This is a genomic window from Flammeovirga sp. AWQ4_249 (assembly GCF_056161045.1).
In genome coordinates, this window is sequence record NZ_JBSWYJ010000002.1 from 296,372 (window position 1) to 314,592 (window position 18,221).

An 18,221-nucleotide genomic window follows, 5' to 3' on the forward strand; every position below is an offset into this window, starting at 1 on the left:
ATTGAGCGATATTTGAATTTATACCTTAATATTAATGAGAGAAGAACACTTTTTATATTGCATAAAATATAATTCTAATGAAGCTGAACTTTTTAAATTAGAATCTAGAATTCTTTTTCATCAGGAAGTAGAAAGAGTTCATTTCTCTGATATTAAAATTGATCCTGATACAAGTGCTTTTCTTAAGAAGAGAATAGATATTCAATTTAAGTCTGACAACTTTGAAGAACTTTTTGAAATGATAAAAAAAGAAGATATCAAAGCAGAAGGTTTTAAGTTGGAATATGAAAAACTGAAAGGAGATAAAATTGGATATAGAGAACGTCTTAATCTTTTAAGAGAAATTGGACATGTTGTAGAAGGTGAACCTGATTATTATAATCCTACAATCACTTATGCATTGTGTAACTACGAAGGTGTATGGTATTTTGGGCAATCGCATAGAAATACAGCTGAGTGGCAGAATCATAACGATAAACCATGTTCTTTTAGTAATTCATTGAGTATGAATACTGCAAAAACACTAGTCAACATTGCTTCTAAAGGAGACAAAAAAGCAAAACTTATCGATGGTTGTTGCGGTGTAGGAACAGTAATGCTCGAAGGGTGTTATGGCGGATTTGATATTGAAGGAAATGATATCAATTGGAAGGCCTATCATCATACCCAAAAAAATTTAGAACATTATGGATATTCAGCAAAAGTATATAATGAAGATATCAAAGATATTGCGAATACTTATGATGCAGCAATAGTTGATTTACCTTATAATTTGTATTCTCTTTCTACAGAAGATATTGCAGAAAATATTATCCTTTCTGCTTCTAAAATTGCTAATAGAGTTGTAATCGTTTCCATAACCAATATTAAAAATTTCATTCATAATGCAGGCTTAGAAATTGTAGATTCTTGTACTGTAGACAAAGTAGGTAAAGTGAAATTTACTAGGTTTGTTTGGGTGTGTGAAAAGAAGTAAGATAATTATAACATGAAAGGAATATCAAAACCAAGAGTTAAAATCTGCTGTATATCCAGTATTGAAGAGGCAAAAAAAGCAATTGAATATGGAGCTTCAGCCATAGGGTTAGTGGGAAATATGCCTAGTGGACCAGGTGTGATAGATGATACATTGATTCAAGAAATCGCTCAAGTTACTCCTCCTCCCATTGCCTCGTTTTTATTAACGAGTGAAACTAGTGTAGAAGGAATAGTTACTCACTACAAAAAGGTAAATACTAACACTATTCAGATCGTTGATGAGCTAAAATCAGGAACTTATCAACAATTGCGTGAACAACTTCCTAAATATGTGAGAATTGTTCAAGTTATTCACGTTATCGATGAGAAATCTGTGGAAGAAGCGATCGAAATTTCAAAATATGTGGATGCTATCCTTTTAGATAGTGGAAATCCAAACCTTAAAGTGAAAACACTTGGGGGAACAGGAAATACGCATGATTGGAGTCTAAGTAAAAAGATTAGAGAGTCGATTGATATTCCATTATTCTTAGCGGGAGGTTTAAAGAAAGAAAATGTACGTCAAGCGATTGAAGCTGTACAACCATTTGGTATTGATCTTTGTAGTGGAGTAAGAACAGATGAAAAACTCGATGAGCAAAAACTAAAAGACTTCTTCCAAGAAATTTACTAAACGAACAAGTACAAGTCTTTATTCTAAATGAGGATTTGTGCTTTTTATTAACATCAAACTTTTTAAAATTAACGTATTTCACTATGTTACAAGTATTGATTTATTCATACCTTTGAATATCTTACTACTTATATTTTTTACAATGACTACACTTAGTAAATACATTACAAAACTTCATTACTTAAAATATCCATTTATTATTCTATTAATCTATACTATAGGTGCTAAAATTTCATCTTTAGATGATAGTGTTGATTTAGAAGCTCTTAGCAAGGGGCTTTTTTATTTAGGTATGGTTCAAATTTTTGGTTCATTCAAGGAAATCAATAAAAACTCAATTACTAAAGATTTATCAGCAAATTCTATTAAAAGAAAAAAAATCAAATTATCATTCTTGCTTATAATTACTGTTTTTGGAATGTTCATTGGTTCTATTAGTTACCTAAATGCTGAAAGTTCTTTAGATAGAGAAGTTGCTATTTCATTTATTACTGCTGGCTTGGGCTTTTTTTGTGAAATCAAAAACTACATTGAGGTATTAAAAGAAGTAATAGATGAAAAAACAAAACTCAATATTTAAGGTTTGTAACTCTTACTGTCCTAATACTGAAGACCAAAAGGATTCTTCTATATCGCAAGTGTTAAGCCGATAGGCGACACTTGTGATGATAAACTGGCGAAGTCTCCTGACTTCGAAATGAATAAATTAGAATATTTTTATTCGAAGTCAGGAGACTTCGCCAATAATCAGTTCCAAGTGACGCTGCGATTAACACTTGAAACATACTAAGAGGTATTTTACCGAAAGTATAGTTATAATTAAATCCTCAAAAAAATAACATTGAACAAATTAGCCTAACTTCTGAACATTCAAGTATATTCTTCAGCTAAAACATACCGTTTATCTATAATGTAAACTTAATGAATCATTTAATATTTTATTAAAGCAATATAGATACAAATATGAAAAAATTATTATTACTGACTTTATCATTCTTTGCTGCTTTCCAAGTGATGGCAGATGATAAGCCTACCAAAAAGGCTCCTAAAAAACCTAATATCGTGATCCTTTGGGGTGATGATATTGGTCAATTCAACCTATCATTCTGGAACGGTCAGATGGGTTACGAAACTCCTAACATTGAAAGAATCGCTGAGTAAGGTATTGCTTTCACAGACTACTACGGTCAGCAGTCTTGTACTGCTGGTCGTTCATCTTTCATCACAGGCCAAAACCCTATTCGTTCGGGTTTATCTAAAGTAGGTCTTCCTGGTGCTGATGCAGGTTTCAGAAATGAACACCCTTCAGTTGCTTGGTTACTAAAAAGAGAAGGGTATAACACTGCTCAATTTGGTAAAAACCACTTTGGTGACAGAGATGAAATGCTTCCTACAAACCACGGATTTGATGAGTTCTATGGTAACCTTTACCACTTAAATGCGGAAGAAGAGCCAGAACATCCTGATTATCCAAAAGAAGAGTGGTTTAAAGAAAGATTTACGCCAAGAGGTGTTATTCATTCTTATGCAGACGGTCGTATTTCTGATACAGGTCCTTTGACAAAAAAGAGAATGGAAACTGTTGACCGTGAAATCACTGAACGTGCTATTGAATGGATCGACGAAAAGTCAAAAGAAGATGCTCCTTTCTTCTTGTGGTACAACACTGTTGGTATGCACTTCCCTACTTACCCTGCTGATGACATCAAAGGTTTATCAGGAATGGAAGATGATGCATTCTACGCTGATGCAATGGTTGATCACGACAGAAACATAGGAAAAATCCTTCAAAAATTAGAAGATTTAGGTTTAATGGAGAATACGATCATCATGTATTCTACAGACAACGGACCTCACTACAACGAATGGCCTGATGGTGCTGTAACTCCTTATAGATCTGAGAAAAACTCTAACTGGGAAGGTGCTTATCGTGTTCCTTGTCACGTAATGTGGAAAGGTCATATTCCTGAAGGAAGAATCTTAAAAGGTATGGTTTCTCACCAAGATTGGTTACCTACTTTAATGTCATTGGCAGGTAAAGAAAATATCAAAGAAGAATTAGAAGGTGGTATTGACTATGCTGGTCGTAGTGTTCAAACTACAATCGATGGTTTCAACATGATGCCTTACCTCTTAGGTGATACTGATGAATCTCCTCGTCATAACTTCATCTACTCTTCAGATGATGGAGATATTACAGCTGTTCGTATGGACGATTGGAAAGTAGTATTCATGGAACAAAGAGCTCATGGTATGGCATTATGGTCTGAACCATTCGTTCCATTAAGATTACCAAAAATCTTCAACTTAAGAAGAGATCCATACGAAAGAGCAGATACTGATTCAAACTCGTATTGGAATTGGTTAGCGAAGAGAGCACCTTACATCTACAAAGGTGGTGCTACTGCAGGTATGTTTATTCAATCGCTATATCAATATCCTCAAATCAAAAAATTGATTCATTCTCAATTGATAAGACAATGGAATCTTACCAAAAATGGAATGAAGAAAGACCAAAATCAATGAAATAGTAATCGATTATCTATTATATTTAGCCTCTAGGTCTTTATGCTTAGAGGCTTTTTTAATCTCCGAATAGAAATGGATAAACATATTTATAGAGAAGGTTCCATGAAGTCCATCATCGATCAATTGGTGGAAAAATTAGGTGGGAGCTATCATAACCAAATCTTTAGTATAAACACTGATGTAGTAAAAGGTAAAGCAAAATATTTCCAACTTTTACCTGGTATAAAATTCTCTATTAATAATTTTGAATATCAAAAAGACACCTATTATTACTTCGAAGGTGACAACAACCAAAGCAGACACATTTGTTATAGATTTACTTATTCAGGAGATGTAGTAAAAGGTAAAGTCAAGGAACATCCAGAAGAGAAGCTATCTGGAGGAATGACTGTATTTGATTCTGTTGTATCAACCGAATTAATTATGAGAGCAGGAATACCTCAGAAATGGGTGGGCGTTCGTGTCCATAAAGACATCATGGATAATGAAGAACATCTTTTAAAAAACTTTTTTGGAGATGTATTTACCAAAGACAAGCCATGGCTTCTATATGATACGATTCCCTTAGAAATTCATATTCTATTGAAAGAAATTTTTGAAATGAATACCACAAAGCCTCCTATCGTTCAAAATACATTGCTTGTTGCCAAATCAAGTGAAATGCTTAGTATTTTCTTTGACCGATTATTAAGTCGTAATCATAAACCACAAACAGGTTTGCATTCAGAAGATTTTGATAATTTAATGGTCATTAAAGATCATATTTTGGCTTCTTTGGATGAAGTACCTTCCTTAACGGAATTAGCTGAAATGTATGGTTTTTCTGTTTCTAAACTAAGAAGAGATTTCACACAAGTATTCGGAACCTCTATTACACAATTTCATATTAATTATCGATTAGAAAAGGCAAAAATTATGCTTGCTACAGAATCCAATAATATTCAATATGTCTCCAGAGCATGTGGTTTCAAATCCAATTCTAAATTCTCACATTATTTTAAAAAGAAATATAATTTGAGACCAAAAGAATTAGCCAAAAAATACCAACATCTTAACCAATAACTTGTTGACGGTAATCGAAAAATTTCACAGGTTTACGTCCTCCATTTTTAAACATCAAGCCTTGCACTTCTTTTGGTTTTTGTAATTCGATTTTTGGAGAAACTCTTAATGTACTTTGGAATGCAACTTTAATTCTTCTGCTGAGTGCTACATGATCTTCATTGGTACCAACAATAACACATAGATCATCCAGTCCAATTTCATTACTCGATACTTCAATCACAAAATTTTCTACACCCGGTATGTGATGCAATACATCTTCAATTTTTGGTGGATAAAGTGTTGTTCCTTTTAATTTTACTTGATGGTTTTTTCTGCCAAGTATTGGACTCAAACGGAAAGATGTTTTTCCACAACTACAAGCTTCAGTATATTTGATAGCAATATCTCCGGTTTTAAATCGAACCAAAGGCATTCCTTTCATACCTAAAGTTGTAATCGCTAATTCACCTTTCTCCCCATCAGGAACCACCTGATTATTTTCATCCAATAACTCTACAATAACCAACTCAGGATGATGATGACCACCTTGTTGCGCTTCACATTCTGTAAATGCAGTACCCATTTCAGTAGAAGCATATGTTGAATACATTTCTACATCCCAAAGTGAAGCTATTTTTTTTCCTAACGCATTTAATGCTAACTGATGATCTCGAATAGGTTCACCAATACAGATTAGTTTCTTGACTGATGAGTTTTTATAATCAATATTGTTTTTAATGGCAAAATTGATCAATACTGGAATAAAAGAAGGAACAACTACAAGTACTGTTGGTTTAATTTTCTCAATAATATTCCATTGCATTTGAGGAACTCCAGGCCCCACTCTCATAAACCCTGCTTTCAGTTTTCTTGCTCCAAGATAATAGGCAATCCCTGCCATAAAACCTTTATCAACAGTCGTCATCAACTGAACGATATCCTTATCTGTAACACCTAGTCCTGCAAAAGAAATGGCTTCATTGTAGGCTAATCGCTCCAAATCTTCTTCTGAATACATGATCGTTATGGGATCACCTAATGTACCAGAAGTCGTAAAATATTCCGCTACTTCATGCTGTGGTATACATAAAAAAGCCTCTTCATTCGCATTCAAATCTTCCTTTACAGTAACAGGTAATTTCTGAAGATCTTCTATATGTTGAATATCATCAGGAACAATTCCATTTTCTTTAAACTTAGATTGATAAAAAGGTGATTTTTCGTAAACATAATTCATTAACTCACGAAGCTTTTCCTCTTGAAATACTTTAATTTCCTGAAGTGGTTTTTTATCTATAGTCGGTAACATTCTAACTCTTGTTATTCTCAGTGAATGAAGAAATTTTAGTTTTAATATTCTCCATTTCGTGGTGGGTAGCGATTTCTTTTTCTAGTGCTTTTTTATAATAGAAAATAGCTTGTTCACCATTATCTATTTTTGAAAACACATCTCCGATAATTTCATAAGTATAATAAGAATTAGGATTAAGGCTGATGAAATGTTCAATTTGAGCTTTTGATAAACCTTCTCCTTCATCCAATTTTTTATACTCCTTGATTAGTTTTCTAAATTCTAAATATTGTTTGTAATCTGCAGTTGCTACAAATTCATCTTGAGCGATGTTTCTCTCTACATTTGGAGCTGTACTGTGCATGGCAATATTGTCCTCAGAAAAAACAGAGTCAAGATTATAATAGACAAATTCACCTAATTGGAAATCTGTACATGACAACCACATTTCTTTTGTTTCAGGCTTAAATACGACTGCGTGATGAGCAATTAATTGGTTGACAGCTTTCTCATTACCTAAACCAATATTTGCATCATGCATTCCTTGTTTATTTCTTAGAATACTAGCAGCATCAGTGACAGTTAGACTATCTTTTTGCTCAATTAATTCTTCTAATCTTTGATATCTATAAATGCTAGAATATGAAGTATCGTAATCAATCGGCATCTTCATTGATTCCGTTTTATAGTGGTTTGTCGTTAATAATATGTTATTCGACATTCCTAGAGAATCAATAGCCGAAGGTGATTTTTCAATACTAATACTTGTATTATCTTTTGCAGAAGTAACTAAGATAGCTTCAGAGACAAATGCTTGTCTTTTTTTAGCAATTTCATAGGCTTCTTTTGTTGTTGATGCATACTGTAAAATCTCCCTTGCAATTAATGAAATAGGTGTTGCTGCAGATGACGGAAGTTCAGATTCAGCAGCATTAATTGTTACAGTTAAACCTGTCTCATTCATACCTGAAACTACACCAATAAACCCACCCCAAGTGACTGAAGCAAACTTATACCCTTTTTCAGGATTGACGAAATGAATCATTTTCTCCTTCGCAAACTCATCTCCAACATAAAAGTCAAAAACTCTACCGACCAAAAGGTTTCCATCATCAGATTTTGGCCCATCCACAGCAAAAGATGTACAACCAACTAAAGCCATCGCTTGTAAAGCATGTCCAATATCATGTGCACCATGGTAGTTCAATAGACGTTGATAAGCTGGCCCAATGTATTCAAACTCATCACTAGAACCTTGAGACATACCATAAATTTCTTCACAGTATTCATCCGGTACATTTTTATCTAAATCTCTATTAAAGAAAGCGATTAATACCCTCAAGAAATTCAAATAAGATTTAGAAGGAATGATTTCATTGATTTGAGCAACAAAAGCAACCTCTTGATTATACAAAAGTTCTGAAGCCAATGTCCCCACAGATCTTCCCATTTCGAATGGAGTCCCTTCTGAATACACTTCCCAAAGTCCTTCTTTTCTTTTCTTAATATAATTTTTTCCAAGACTGTAATGATCTTTACCAAGAGTATCAATCACAATAGTCTCATTAAATACTTCCTCACTGATCACAGGAGGATCTATGTATAAAAATGATCTTACCCAAAAAACAATACCTAAGATGAGTATCGTTAATATTATAAGTGCCTTTTTCATTTTGCTTGATTATTAACCTTTTCCATTAATACATTAAGATCAATAATTTCACTACAAGTTATAAATGAACTGATCGTTACACCTAAAATTCCATGAAGTGTTAAGTTTTGTCCAGTCAGTAGCAAATTTTTAATCTTTGTTTGAGCAGTTAAAAATGTCTTTAGAGCATTTTTGTGGTCTCTTTCAATTCCATATAAAGAACCATTTACTGTTCCAATATAATCTCTAAATGAAAGAGGAGTCGAGCATGTATAACTCTTGATTTTACCGTTAAAACCCGGTAAACGTTTTTCAATTTCTTTTAAAAGAATTTCGGCTTTTTCCTGTTTAAATTCAGTATACCCATCTCCCCTGTCAGTTTTATGTTTCGGTATTGTGTGGAATGTTTTATCCCATTGTTTCACCTCTTCATAATTCATATAAGTCATTAAAGAGAAGCTTTCACTGTATTCTGGATTTTTCTCATCTTGGGAGAAGAATAATGCATAACTTTTCGCAAATTCTTCATCCGTATATTCAACACTATCCCAAACATTATCACTTGCAAAATGATAAATGTTGCTATTTACATGTCTAAATGATTTCTCTTTAAAAACACCATAAATAATAAAAATTGAAATAGTATTTTCAAGACTGTTGATACGTTTTCTGTAAGATTTTCTAATATGTTGCGCTTCGACTAAATCTAAAGTCATCGTTGGGTGTATATTCGAAATAAACTTCTTACCATAAATTACCTCATCATTATTGATTGTTACTGATTCAGCTAATTTATTATCTCCAATATTAATAGAAGTAACTTCAGCGTAATTTTTTAATACAACACCTTTTTTCTTTAAGTTTTTGGTCAAAATTCTTTCAATCTGAGAACCTCCTCCAATACATGTATAACTACTTTCTATATATGAATTCAGAATTAAAGCATGCACATATAACGGTGCTTTTGAAGCTCTCCCAGCATACAATAAGTTATTTCCAGCTAAAACATTTTGTAGTTTCTCATTATCTGTAATTGATTTCAGATAATCTACCAGACCTTCTTCAAGTGATAATAAATATTCTTCATTAATACTTGCAGGCTCAAGATTATACATAGGAAACTGTCGTACAATCTCTTGCATTTTATCACAAAATGTTTCAATTGCTTCTCTTTCCTTTGGAAAAATTTCTGAAAGTTTATTGATGAAATTATCATATCCTTGAGCATAAGGATAGATCGTTTCATCATTATCAAACGAGATCAGATCAAATGCATCTTCATCTAATTTTTTAATTTTTAGATCATCCATTAATCCAAAATACTCAAAATAGCGATAAAGATTTTGTCCTTTATCTAATCCTCCAATATAATGTACACCAGTATCAAAGATTTTTTTATCTCTTACAAAAGTTTGAAGATTACCTCCGAACTGTCTGTTTTTTTCTAAAATACAAACACTATATCCAGCGTCAGCAAGAATATATCCACACTGTAAACCGCCAAGTCCACTACCGATGATTACAATATCAAATGTGTTCTCCATGGTTTAATTCTCTTTTTTTCTAATAATATAAAGACTGTTTGAAGTAATCTTAGACATAGGAATTGTTTCGATAGTACAATTTCTCTCTTCTATGATAGAGGTAAACTCCTTTTTAGAAATAAATTCTAAATCATATTCTGTCTTATTGAATTTGATAATCTTAGTAGACCACACTTCTGCCAATTTAGTTTTCTTTTGTTTTTCCTCCTCATCCTTATCTCCATCTCTAATCAGAAGAAAACCATTCGGATTGAGATGAGCAAGACATCTATCTAATACATTTACCTGTAGATGTTTAGGAATATAATGTAGTACATCACTGATAATAAAAACATCTGATTTTTCAATTGGAACATCTACAATATTTCCAGCTGTAAAATTAATATTTGAATCATGAAATACACCACTTTTAGCAATTCTTATCTTATCTTCATCGTAATCTACCCCTAAAATCTGCCTTTTTGGAGATACATAACCCAACATTTGTGTCGCATAACCTAAACCACAGCCTAAATCTGTAATCACACCTTCCCTTGGAATCAAAGAATCCAACAATCTAAAGTTGTCTTCCAACATCAATTTCACACGTACATACCATTCAGTTACAGGTCCTTTATAAAGGTAATTTGACATTACTTTCTTCTGAAAATAATCTACTGTTTCAATTTCCTGACAATACTGTTGGTACTCTTTTTTAAAGTACTTAGAAATACTTTTTGTTCTTTCTCTGTACGTAGTTCCCCATGATGAGTCTTTGGCTGCAATTCTTGGTAAGTATCGTACATTGATATCAGCATTTTCAAAATAGAATTCACCCTTATTTATCGAACGATGAGTTCCTTGAATCAACATAGGTTGAATATCCAACCCGAGTTGTTCTGCTAAGAAAAATGCTCCTTTATGAAAACGTTTGACTTCTCCAGTTTTTGATCTTGTTCCTTCCGGGAAAATGATAATTGAATAACCACGATTAACATAATTCTTGAAGTTATCCAATTGATTTTCATCAATTCCTTTAGAAGCCAAGAAATAATCCGCCTTTTGAACAATCTTACCAAATAATGGTGAATTATAAACCCATTCATTTGTAAATAATAAAGTTTTCGGTGTTGTCGCTAACACTAAAAATATATCTAGGAATGATTGGTGATTCGCAATAATTATTGAAGGTTTCTCAAAATTCGTATTTTCTTGTCCTGTAAAAATTTTACCATCAAATAAAGGAGATGCTAAGAATATTTTACAAAAACGACAGATCAAATGATGGAAAAATGTTTTACGCTGTTGTAGTTTCCATTTTAAACCAGGAAAGAATAAAAAGAAACTAAAGATAGACAGAACAATAGCTCCTGATATAAAAATAAAATACCCAATGATTGTTCTAACTAATTGTATAAATTGGACTGGAATTCTTCCTCGATTTACACGATTTGTTATAAATAAATTATACAAAAAAGGTTGTACCACAAATGTCATGATCAATACCGAGAAGATGCCAATGATCGTCAATGTTCCCATTGACCTTAGCGATGGGTGATGGGCAAAAAACATTGCTCCAATGCCTAATAAAGTAGTTGTTGAAGATAATAAAATTGAGCTCTTATAAATCTTCAATGGATTATTAGATTGGTTAATTGTATTTTCCTCCAGTCCTTTTGTGATAAAAATGCTGTAATCAACACCAATACCAAAGATAAAAGTGGAAATAATTACATTAAAAATATTGAATTGAATATCAAACATTCCCATTATACCTAAAGTCATCACCCATGACAGAATGATTGGAGTATAAGATATTATTGTCAATTCGATTCTTCCAAAAGTCATTAATAACAGTACAAATACCACTAATGATGACATTAAAACTAAAGCATCGAATTCAGTATGTAATAATTCAATAATTGTATTTAAGAAACTTTGCTTTTCTACTACTATTGCTTTAGTCTCTGATTTTAAAGACGCTATTAATTCTTTCTTCTGACCACTATTATTGACTCTAAGAAGTGAAGTTACAGCCACTTTATTTTCATCTTGAATGATAAAATCACCTACTAAATCTTGGTAGACTTTGACCTGTTCTTCAATAGGGTAAATAGTCCCTTTTGTTAGCACTTTTTTCCAAAACTGATCAAAAGTACTTTCTTTAAATCCATATTTTGCACCACTTTTTGTAAATGCAATTTTTAATGAATCAACTTTCTCAGTGGTCCAAAATGAATTCCATTTCTTTATTCGCTCTTCTTGAACTTTCGTAGGAATAATTAACTGACTTACGATCATATCATCAAAGTCAAATCCTTCCTTTTGGATTGAATCTAAAGTAAATTGTAATTGATAATTTTTATAAACTGCATCATCTAAAGTTGTACTTTGAGAAGCCAACAGTACATTATCTACAATAGATGAACTTACACTTTCAAGGTGATCTCTTGCTTCATCAACTTCTACTGAATTGAAATTAAAATTATCTAGATGAGGATCAAAAGTCACTTTATCTGTAAAGAGGAAGCAACTCACCACAAACAGAAGAATAGGTAGTATTATCCATTTATTCTTCTCAAAGTTCTTTTCTGCTAAATAATCTATAACTGGAGTTCTTCTATTTTTCTTTCCTTTATACCCAAATTTCTCTAACAAAATAGGCAATACTATCAATGCTGTACATGCCGAAAATACAATACTTATGGCCACAAATAACCCAAGATCATTCATTGCTTCTGCCTTTAAAAAGTAAAGACATAAGAAGGAAATAGAAGTTGTCACTGCACTTAAAAGAATCGGAACAGTCAGGTCTTTTATTACTTTTTTTGAAGAATTGTTTTCTCTATAATGGGTGAGAACATGTAGTGAGAAATCAATACTAATACCAATCAAAATTGCTCCCATTCCCATTGCTATCAATGAAATGGAAGATTTGAATAGGTTCATAAAAATTACGGCAGAACCAAATCCAAATACAATCGGTATTAATAATAAAAGGAAGATAAACTTATCTCTAAAGTAGTAGCTAATCAATAAAATGATACAAACTAAAGCAATTGTGACGGTTAGATGAACATCACTTTTAATCTGATCTGCATTTGATAAGGCTACTATTGGATTCCCAAAAATTTCAAATTTTAAATGATTTGATGATCCATTAATCGCTGCTGTTGCTAAATTAAATTGTTCTAAAAAAGCTGCATTTTTCTTTGAATCACTTCCTGCATGAGAAAGTGAAATGAAAAGTAATGCCGTTTTTTTATCTGCACTTAAAAAATGATTTTTATATATAGACACTCCATTATCCATTTGGAAACCTTCAAGTCTTTTCAACGCTTGAGGAACCAACATATAAGGATCTTTAGGAATATATTTTTTGACCATCAAACCCGAAGGAGTGATAAGTTGTTGGTAAAGTTTCTTGAACAAATAATCACTACCTTTCTCAAATTCTAATTCTAAATTAGCATAATTTTGCTCTGTCAAGTAAATTGGTAAATGCTCAAAGGTTTTATCATAATAGGTTGAAAATAATGATGGATCAACTTCCCCCACTTTACTTTCAATATATTGAGATAAAGGTTCTTGGTTCAATTTTTCATCTAAGGCATCAATCGCTTTTACCAATTGATCTGGAGTGGACTTTTCTTCTTCTGAAGAAACCATCACAATCACTTTCTCCATGAAACGGCTATTTTTTAGTATATAGCTCGTTTGTTCTACCTTTTTGTCAATAGGTAGCATCTTCATAATATCTTCTTCAAAGCCTACTGTGTAAAATGTATAGGCTACTGATATCAGAAACATCAAAATTAATGCTATTAATACGGTAAAATGGCGTTGGAAGAATGAAAAAATACTTAGAAAAAAATTGTCCATTGATAGTCTACTTCAATCATTGTTAGATAATAATTTCAAAAATAATAGATCTGTAAGTAAAGAATGACAAATCTTGTTTTTATTTTCTATTTCTGAATTGTAAAAGGTAAAAAACACCAAAGCTTAAGATACCACAACCTAAGCCCATAATTATTGCAAATACAGTTGCTCCTGTTAGATAAATAGATAAATGCTCTTGAACAGCTTCTATAGTAATACTGTCCAAGCTATGGATTTCCATTTTTCTATTCAATAGATATTCTCCTGTTTTTACACTTGCATACAACCACAAAGGAATAAAAGGTGGAATACTAATATTTGCTGCTACAATAACTAATGGCTTATTCAATTTTAATACATGAGCCAATCCAATTGCTGCTGCTAATTGATACCCCCAAATTGGTACTATTCCCATAAAAACACCAAAACCAACTGATGTAGCTTTCAGTAATGGTGTCTCTTTAGTATCTAAGAAAAGATCATAAATGTGGTCCTTCAGATTTTTTTTTTTAATCTTACGATATAAGTCTCTTGGCTTGATATACAAAAGCGTAATCGTCACCAATACAGTATTTAAAATACTAATTCTCGTAAAATCCTGAAGAGGTCTAAAATGAGAAATTCGCTCTTCCGTTGGTGGATAATACACATCAATAATTACAGAAGTAATCTCCACTCCCATCCATGCAGATCGAACTAAAATTTCAACTTCGAACTCATATTTCCATGAAATCATGCGAATAGAGTTCACAGCTTTCAATGGATATAATCTGTAACCTGATTGTGTATCTGGAGCTTTAATTCCTGTCTCAAAAGTAAACCAGAAGTTCGAAAATTTATGACCAAAGCTACTTTTACCGGGAACATTTCCTTGCTCCATATCTCTTGCCCCAATGATAATTGCATTGGGGTGGTTTTCTAATTTCTCTAAGAAAACTGGTAAATCTGTCGCTCTATGTTGGCCATCAGAATCTAAGGTAATTGCATAATCATACCCCAGTTCTTCTGCTTTTTTAAAACCTTCTTTTAAAGCTGTACCTTTTCCTTGATTTACTTCCCATCCCATAATAGTGATGGTATCGTATTTTGTTAGAATAGAAGCTGTTTCATCTGTACAACCATCATTTACAACAATCACGTTTGATGTGTATTCCAATACCGCATCAATAACACCTTTTAATTCTCTTGCATTATTGTACGTAGGTATTAGAACACAACACTTTTTAGTATCGAATTCTTGTTGAAACTTTTGATATTGCTCTTCTACCTGCATCACTTATCTTTTTTGGAATCTTCCTCTGAATTTGAAATAAGCTTTTTCTGTATCTCTTATCTCCGCTTTCAATTCCACTCCTTCTTCTTCTACTTTTACCTCCTGAATGATGATCTCAATTGCACTTTGGGCAGTTGGATCTATAATGGATAAGAACTTTATCGTTTTTATGTTAGTCACAAAAAAATCTTGTTCTGTTTCTTGTTGGTAAATTTCTTTAATCATTTCCAACATACAAACCCCTGGTATTACAGGTTGTCCTGGAAAGTGTCCATTATATATTTCATGAGTACTGTTAAGGTTTACATTTGCATGGTATTTACCTTCAGTACTTTCTATATTATTAAGTTCAAAAAATCCTGTCTTACTTAGCATTGTTCAATTTCTTTTTTTCAAGTTGAACTTTCAATTTATATTGGTTGGATTGTATCACTACTTTCTCTATTTCCTCACCAACATATTCAAAGCTGATCACTTTTGAGATACTTCCTAACATACCTATATCGTTAAGTTGTACTCTATGGTTATCTTTATCTATGAGTAAATATTGCTTTTCATCTTCTTTTACTTTGAAAAGCTTTTGCTCATCTTTAGACCAATATTTTTTAATGGTCTCTTGTTCATATTCTGTCGTAATAAAAATATCACTGAAATCATCCCACAAACCTTTTAATAAAATGTTACGGTCTAGAGGAGGTATTACGTGATTGACAACATAATCTTCTTTCGTAATTGTCATATCCAAGAGTTTCATCCCAATTTCAGTTAACAATACTACTTGACGATGTGTTTCATCTATTTTTTTTACTACCAATAATCCAGAATAATATTCTTTATAAAAAAAGATCTTCATCTTGAAAAGCGATGTTTTATCAAAAAAATCAATCGCTATATCAGATGGGTCACATGTTGTAACACCTTCTTTATGAAATCCTTTTTTATCGTAATATTTACAGCCAAAAACCGTAAAAACTAACAATAATAAAATACTATTTCTCAATAAATTTTTCATCTGAAATAGTTTGGTTGTTTTTACGATTCACAAAATCAAACTGCGTGTAATCTTCTCCTTCCTCTTCTATTACTACTTTGTACACATCATATCCATCTGTTTTGATGTATAGTTTTAGTTTAGAAAGATAACTACTCCAATTCATGTCCTTAGGAATTAACTCTACAATTAATTCTCCTTTACCTTTAAAATAATTGATTTGGAAGTTTTCATCCTCTTGAATTTTACCATTGATCATATTTAGCATAAGTGAATTGATCACAGCAAAAATAGGATTGGTAGAAGCATCGAAAGTATTCGTTTTTTCTTCATCTTTCATGGAAATAATATCTCCATTAATGATGATTCTATATTCGATAGGTGTAGTATATTCCCATCTTAATTTATTAGGCTTTTTATACAAAAAATACCCTTTACTTATTAGATCTTGATCCATAAGTGAAAGGTGCTTCTTCTGAACAAAGTCACTACTTATACTTAGAAGTGATGCTGAATGCTCTGTTAATTGCTTTACTTCATTATCTGTGCTTTCTATCTGCGTTAATTGAGCAAAACAATTAAGGGTAATGAGATAGAAAAAAATAAAAAATGAACTTAGGTATATTTTCATTGCAAGCTTGTATTGTCAAATAATTCACTAACAGTAACCATTTTTAAACCCTTTTGCTTGATGTCTTGAATTAGGTCTTCCAAAGCTTCTACAGTTACCTTTTTGGTATCATGTAAAAGGATGACATCACCAGGTTTAATCTTCAGAGTAACCTTTTCAATTAATGCTGTTTTGTCCTTCGCTACAGTATCAAATGAACGTACACTCCAACCTACTGATTGCAAATTTAACTTTTTTATTGCATTTCCAATATGTGGATTTGTAACTCCATAGGGAGGACGGAAAAGAAAATGGTTTTTTCCAGTTACTTTCGTTAGTTCATCGGATGTGTTTTGTAGTTCTTCGACTACTTTTTTTGTAGGGTAAATATCAAAAAAGTTACTATGACTCCAAGTATGATTTCCTAATTCATGTCCCTCATCATTGATATTTTTAATTATTTCATGTTGTTCCTTAACCTTTTTACCAATGCAAAAGAAGGTTGCTTTACAATCATGTTTCTTTAATAATGCCAATACTTCTGTAGTCAATTCAGGATCAGGTCCATCGTCAAAGGTAAGGGCAACTTGTTTTTTATAAGGGTTTTTATTCCAAGAAGTTAAAAAAAAATTCAACTCAATTTTGGTGGCTCCAATTGCAATTATTCCTGAACAAACCAATAAATAAGCGATCACTATCCCTACCATAAATACATTATGATATAAACTTATACCTGAATAAAGTAAAAGTAATAAGGTATTTATCAGTATAAAATAATGAAACTTAGACATTCTTGATAAGTATTAATCCTTGAGAATTATCGAAATAAGAGGTATGAATTAATGTATAGCCCTTCATTTCTTCTCCTTCATATAAGTCTTGAGATAATCTTTTATTTTTCGAAATCATAGCGGCTAAACCTACTGCAAAAGATGATGAAGTATGAAAATTACCGCAGAACTTTTTATAATCAACAACTCTTAATTCTTTTGAAGAATAAAAGTTTTGTAATTTCTTTTCAACGAAATGATCCCCTGTTAATACAAGATCAATATCTTTTACAGTTAATGAATAACGTTGTAAAAAATCAGTGACTAATGAAGTTAAGTCTGTTTTATCTACCTCTCCCTGTAGTGTATGAATCCCGATTAATTCTGCATAAGTCGAAGATGCTTTTGTACCTGATAATAAAAATGTACCGGCGCCTTCTCCCCAAACTTCCTTCGTATCTGTATTTTTAGCATACAAATCCTGCATTACAGAAGTTACTTCATCCATACCACCTACAATCCAGTTTTTAGAAGGTTGTTCTTTTGTATGTAGAAAAGCATCTAATAAACTTACTTCGAAAGAAACTCCTTCTTGTGTATAGGTTGTATTGTACCCATTATTTTTTAATACTAATCCAATTTGACCTGCAATAGTATTATGAGTGGAATTGATAAAAGCAGAAGGGTTTGATAATTCCTCATTTGTTGTCGCTACAGAGGATAAGAACTTTTCAGTATTTTGAACACAACCTAATCCTGTCCCAATCAAAACACCTGATATTTCTTCAACACCAGCGTCTTTCATGGCAATCATTGTTGAAATCACTCCCATTCGAATGATTTTACTCATGCGTCTGTATACTTTTGGCGAAAGATATTCTTTAATCTGCGGAAGAATTACTTCTGCATATTGTCCTTCAGCACCTGCGATAGTATTGACTGTAAAATCTTTCTCAAACGAAGGTTGAGGTGAGATTAAACCAATTCCGTTGATATACGTTTTCAT

16 protein-coding genes are annotated in these 18,221 nt (G+C 32.1%); 6 read left to right on the forward strand and 10 right to left on the reverse strand.

Features of this window, described 5'->3' with window-relative positions:
• The first annotated feature begins 34 nt into the window (after nucleotides 1-34).
• From ACXAHM_RS03155 to ACXAHM_RS03180, 6 genes are all read left to right on the forward strand, one after another.
• Nucleotides 35-976, forward strand: coding sequence for a TRM11 family SAM-dependent methyltransferase (locus tag ACXAHM_RS03155; RefSeq protein WP_474958942.1), 942 nt, complete (start codon nucleotides 35-37; stop codon nucleotides 974-976).
• A 12-nt stretch (nucleotides 977-988) separates the two neighbouring features.
• On the forward strand, nucleotides 989-1,651 hold the full coding sequence (locus ACXAHM_RS03160) for a phosphoribosylanthranilate isomerase (RefSeq protein ID WP_474958943.1): 663 nt from the start codon (nucleotides 989-991) through the stop codon (nucleotides 1,649-1,651).
• 142 nt (nucleotides 1,652-1,793) lie between these two features.
• Nucleotides 1,794-2,231: a hypothetical protein gene (locus ACXAHM_RS03165; protein WP_474958944.1), complete on the forward strand. Its 438-nt coding sequence runs from the start codon at nucleotides 1,794-1,796 to the stop codon at nucleotides 2,229-2,231.
• Between the two features lie 383 nt (nucleotides 2,232-2,614).
• A complete protein-coding gene (locus ACXAHM_RS03170) occupies nucleotides 2,615-2,812 on the forward strand; it encodes a hypothetical protein (RefSeq protein WP_474958945.1) in 198 nt (65 codons plus the stop codon).
• Nucleotides 2,813-2,872: 60 nt separating this feature from the next.
• Nucleotides 2,873-4,177 (forward strand): sulfatase-like hydrolase/transferase, encoded by a 1,305-nt coding sequence (locus tag ACXAHM_RS03175; protein ID WP_474959033.1) that lies wholly within the window; start codon nucleotides 2,873-2,875, stop codon nucleotides 4,175-4,177.
• 75 nt (nucleotides 4,178-4,252) lie between these two features.
• A complete protein-coding gene (locus tag ACXAHM_RS03180) occupies nucleotides 4,253-5,242 on the forward strand; it encodes a helix-turn-helix domain-containing protein (RefSeq protein ID WP_474958946.1) in 990 nt (329 codons plus the stop codon).
• Here the strand turns inward: ACXAHM_RS03180 and flxY are convergent.
• The 10 genes from flxY to ACXAHM_RS03230 all read right to left on the reverse strand — a co-directional run bounded on the left by flxY (nucleotide 5,232) and on the right by ACXAHM_RS03230 (nucleotide 18,221).
• Nucleotides 5,232-6,533 carry a flexirubin biosynthesis putative acyl-CoA ligase FlxY gene (gene flxY / locus ACXAHM_RS03185; RefSeq protein WP_474958947.1) on the reverse strand — a complete coding sequence of 434 codons (1,302 nt, stop codon included), beginning with the start codon at nucleotides 6,531-6,533 and terminating at the stop codon, nucleotides 5,232-5,234. The genes ACXAHM_RS03180 and flxY overlap by 11 nt on opposite strands.
• Before the next feature lies 1 nt (nucleotide 6,534).
• A complete protein-coding gene (locus tag ACXAHM_RS03190; RefSeq protein ID WP_474958948.1) occupies nucleotides 6,535-8,187 on the reverse strand; it encodes a C45 family autoproteolytic acyltransferase/hydolase in 1,653 nt (550 codons plus the stop codon).
• A complete protein-coding gene (locus ACXAHM_RS03195) occupies nucleotides 8,184-9,710 on the reverse strand; it encodes a phytoene desaturase family protein (protein WP_474958949.1) in 1,527 nt (508 codons plus the stop codon). Before ACXAHM_RS03195 ends, ACXAHM_RS03190 begins: the two co-directional genes overlap by 4 nt.
• A gap of 3 nt (nucleotides 9,711-9,713) precedes the next feature.
• The gene (locus tag ACXAHM_RS03200; protein ID WP_474958950.1) at nucleotides 9,714-13,571 is read right to left on the reverse strand and encodes an MMPL family transporter; all 3,858 of its coding nucleotides are present in this window, start codon (nucleotides 13,569-13,571) and stop codon (nucleotides 9,714-9,716) included.
• 79 nt (nucleotides 13,572-13,650) lie between these two features.
• The gene (locus ACXAHM_RS03205; protein ID WP_474958951.1) at nucleotides 13,651-14,844 is read right to left on the reverse strand and encodes a DUF2062 domain-containing protein; all 1,194 of its coding nucleotides are present in this window, start codon (nucleotides 14,842-14,844) and stop codon (nucleotides 13,651-13,653) included.
• 3 nt (nucleotides 14,845-14,847) lie between these two features.
• The gene (locus tag ACXAHM_RS03210) at nucleotides 14,848-15,219 is read right to left on the reverse strand and encodes an ApeI family dehydratase (RefSeq protein WP_474958952.1); all 372 of its coding nucleotides are present in this window, start codon (nucleotides 15,217-15,219) and stop codon (nucleotides 14,848-14,850) included.
• Entirely contained in the window at nucleotides 15,209-15,856 is a 648-nt protein-coding gene (gene lolB2, locus ACXAHM_RS03215; protein ID WP_474958953.1) for a flexirubin biosynthesis protein LolB2, read from the reverse strand. The genes ACXAHM_RS03210 and lolB2 overlap by 11 nt, the downstream gene beginning before the upstream one ends.
• The gene (gene lolA2, locus ACXAHM_RS03220; RefSeq protein ID WP_474958954.1) at nucleotides 15,834-16,466 is read right to left on the reverse strand and encodes a flexirubin biosynthesis/transport protein LolA2; all 633 of its coding nucleotides are present in this window, start codon (nucleotides 16,464-16,466) and stop codon (nucleotides 15,834-15,836) included. The genes lolB2 and lolA2 overlap by 23 nt, the downstream gene beginning before the upstream one ends.
• Nucleotides 16,463-17,236, reverse strand: a complete 774-nt coding sequence (locus ACXAHM_RS03225) for a polysaccharide deacetylase family protein (protein WP_474958955.1) — start codon at nucleotides 17,234-17,236, stop codon at nucleotides 16,463-16,465. Before ACXAHM_RS03225 ends, lolA2 begins: the two co-directional genes overlap by 4 nt.
• Entirely contained in the window at nucleotides 17,229-18,221 is a 993-nt protein-coding gene (locus ACXAHM_RS03230) for a beta-ketoacyl synthase N-terminal-like domain-containing protein (RefSeq protein ID WP_474958956.1), read from the reverse strand. The genes ACXAHM_RS03225 and ACXAHM_RS03230 overlap by 8 nt, the downstream gene beginning before the upstream one ends.

Coding starts and splice junctions, on each gene's coding strand:
- ACXAHM_RS03155 (WP_474958942.1), top strand. CDS start 35: ATGAGAGAAGAACACTTTTTATATTGCATAAAATATAATTCTAATGAA.
- ACXAHM_RS03160 (WP_474958943.1), top strand. CDS start 989: ATGAAAGGAATATCAAAACCAAGAGTTAAAATCTGCTGTATATCCAGT.
- ACXAHM_RS03165 (WP_474958944.1), top strand. CDS start 1,794: ATGACTACACTTAGTAAATACATTACAAAACTTCATTACTTAAAATAT.
- ACXAHM_RS03170 (WP_474958945.1), top strand. CDS start 2,615: ATGAAAAAATTATTATTACTGACTTTATCATTCTTTGCTGCTTTCCAA.
- ACXAHM_RS03180 (WP_474958946.1), top strand. CDS start 4,253: ATGGATAAACATATTTATAGAGAAGGTTCCATGAAGTCCATCATCGAT.
- flxY (WP_474958947.1), bottom strand. CDS start 6,533: ATGTTACCGACTATAGATAAAAAACCACTTCAGGAAATTAAAGTATTT.
- ACXAHM_RS03190 (WP_474958948.1), bottom strand. CDS start 8,187: ATGAAAAAGGCACTTATAATATTAACGATACTCATCTTAGGTATTGTT.
- ACXAHM_RS03195 (WP_474958949.1), bottom strand. CDS start 9,710: ATGGAGAACACATTTGATATTGTAATCATCGGTAGTGGACTTGGCGGT.
- ACXAHM_RS03200 (WP_474958950.1), bottom strand. CDS start 13,571: ATGGACAATTTTTTTCTAAGTATTTTTTCATTCTTCCAACGCCATTTT.
- ACXAHM_RS03205 (WP_474958951.1), bottom strand. CDS start 14,844: ATGCAGGTAGAAGAGCAATATCAAAAGTTTCAACAAGAATTCGATACT.
- ACXAHM_RS03210 (WP_474958952.1), bottom strand. CDS start 15,219: ATGCTAAGTAAGACAGGATTTTTTGAACTTAATAATATAGAAAGTACT.
- lolB2 (WP_474958953.1), bottom strand. CDS start 15,856: ATGAAAAATTTATTGAGAAATAGTATTTTATTATTGTTAGTTTTTACG.
- lolA2 (WP_474958954.1), bottom strand. CDS start 16,466: ATGAAAATATACCTAAGTTCATTTTTTATTTTTTTCTATCTCATTACC.
- ACXAHM_RS03225 (WP_474958955.1), bottom strand. CDS start 17,236: ATGTCTAAGTTTCATTATTTTATACTGATAAATACCTTATTACTTTTA.
- ACXAHM_RS03230 (WP_474958956.1), bottom strand. CDS start 18,221: ATGAAAACGTATATCAACGGAATTGGTTTAATCTCACCTCAACCTTCG.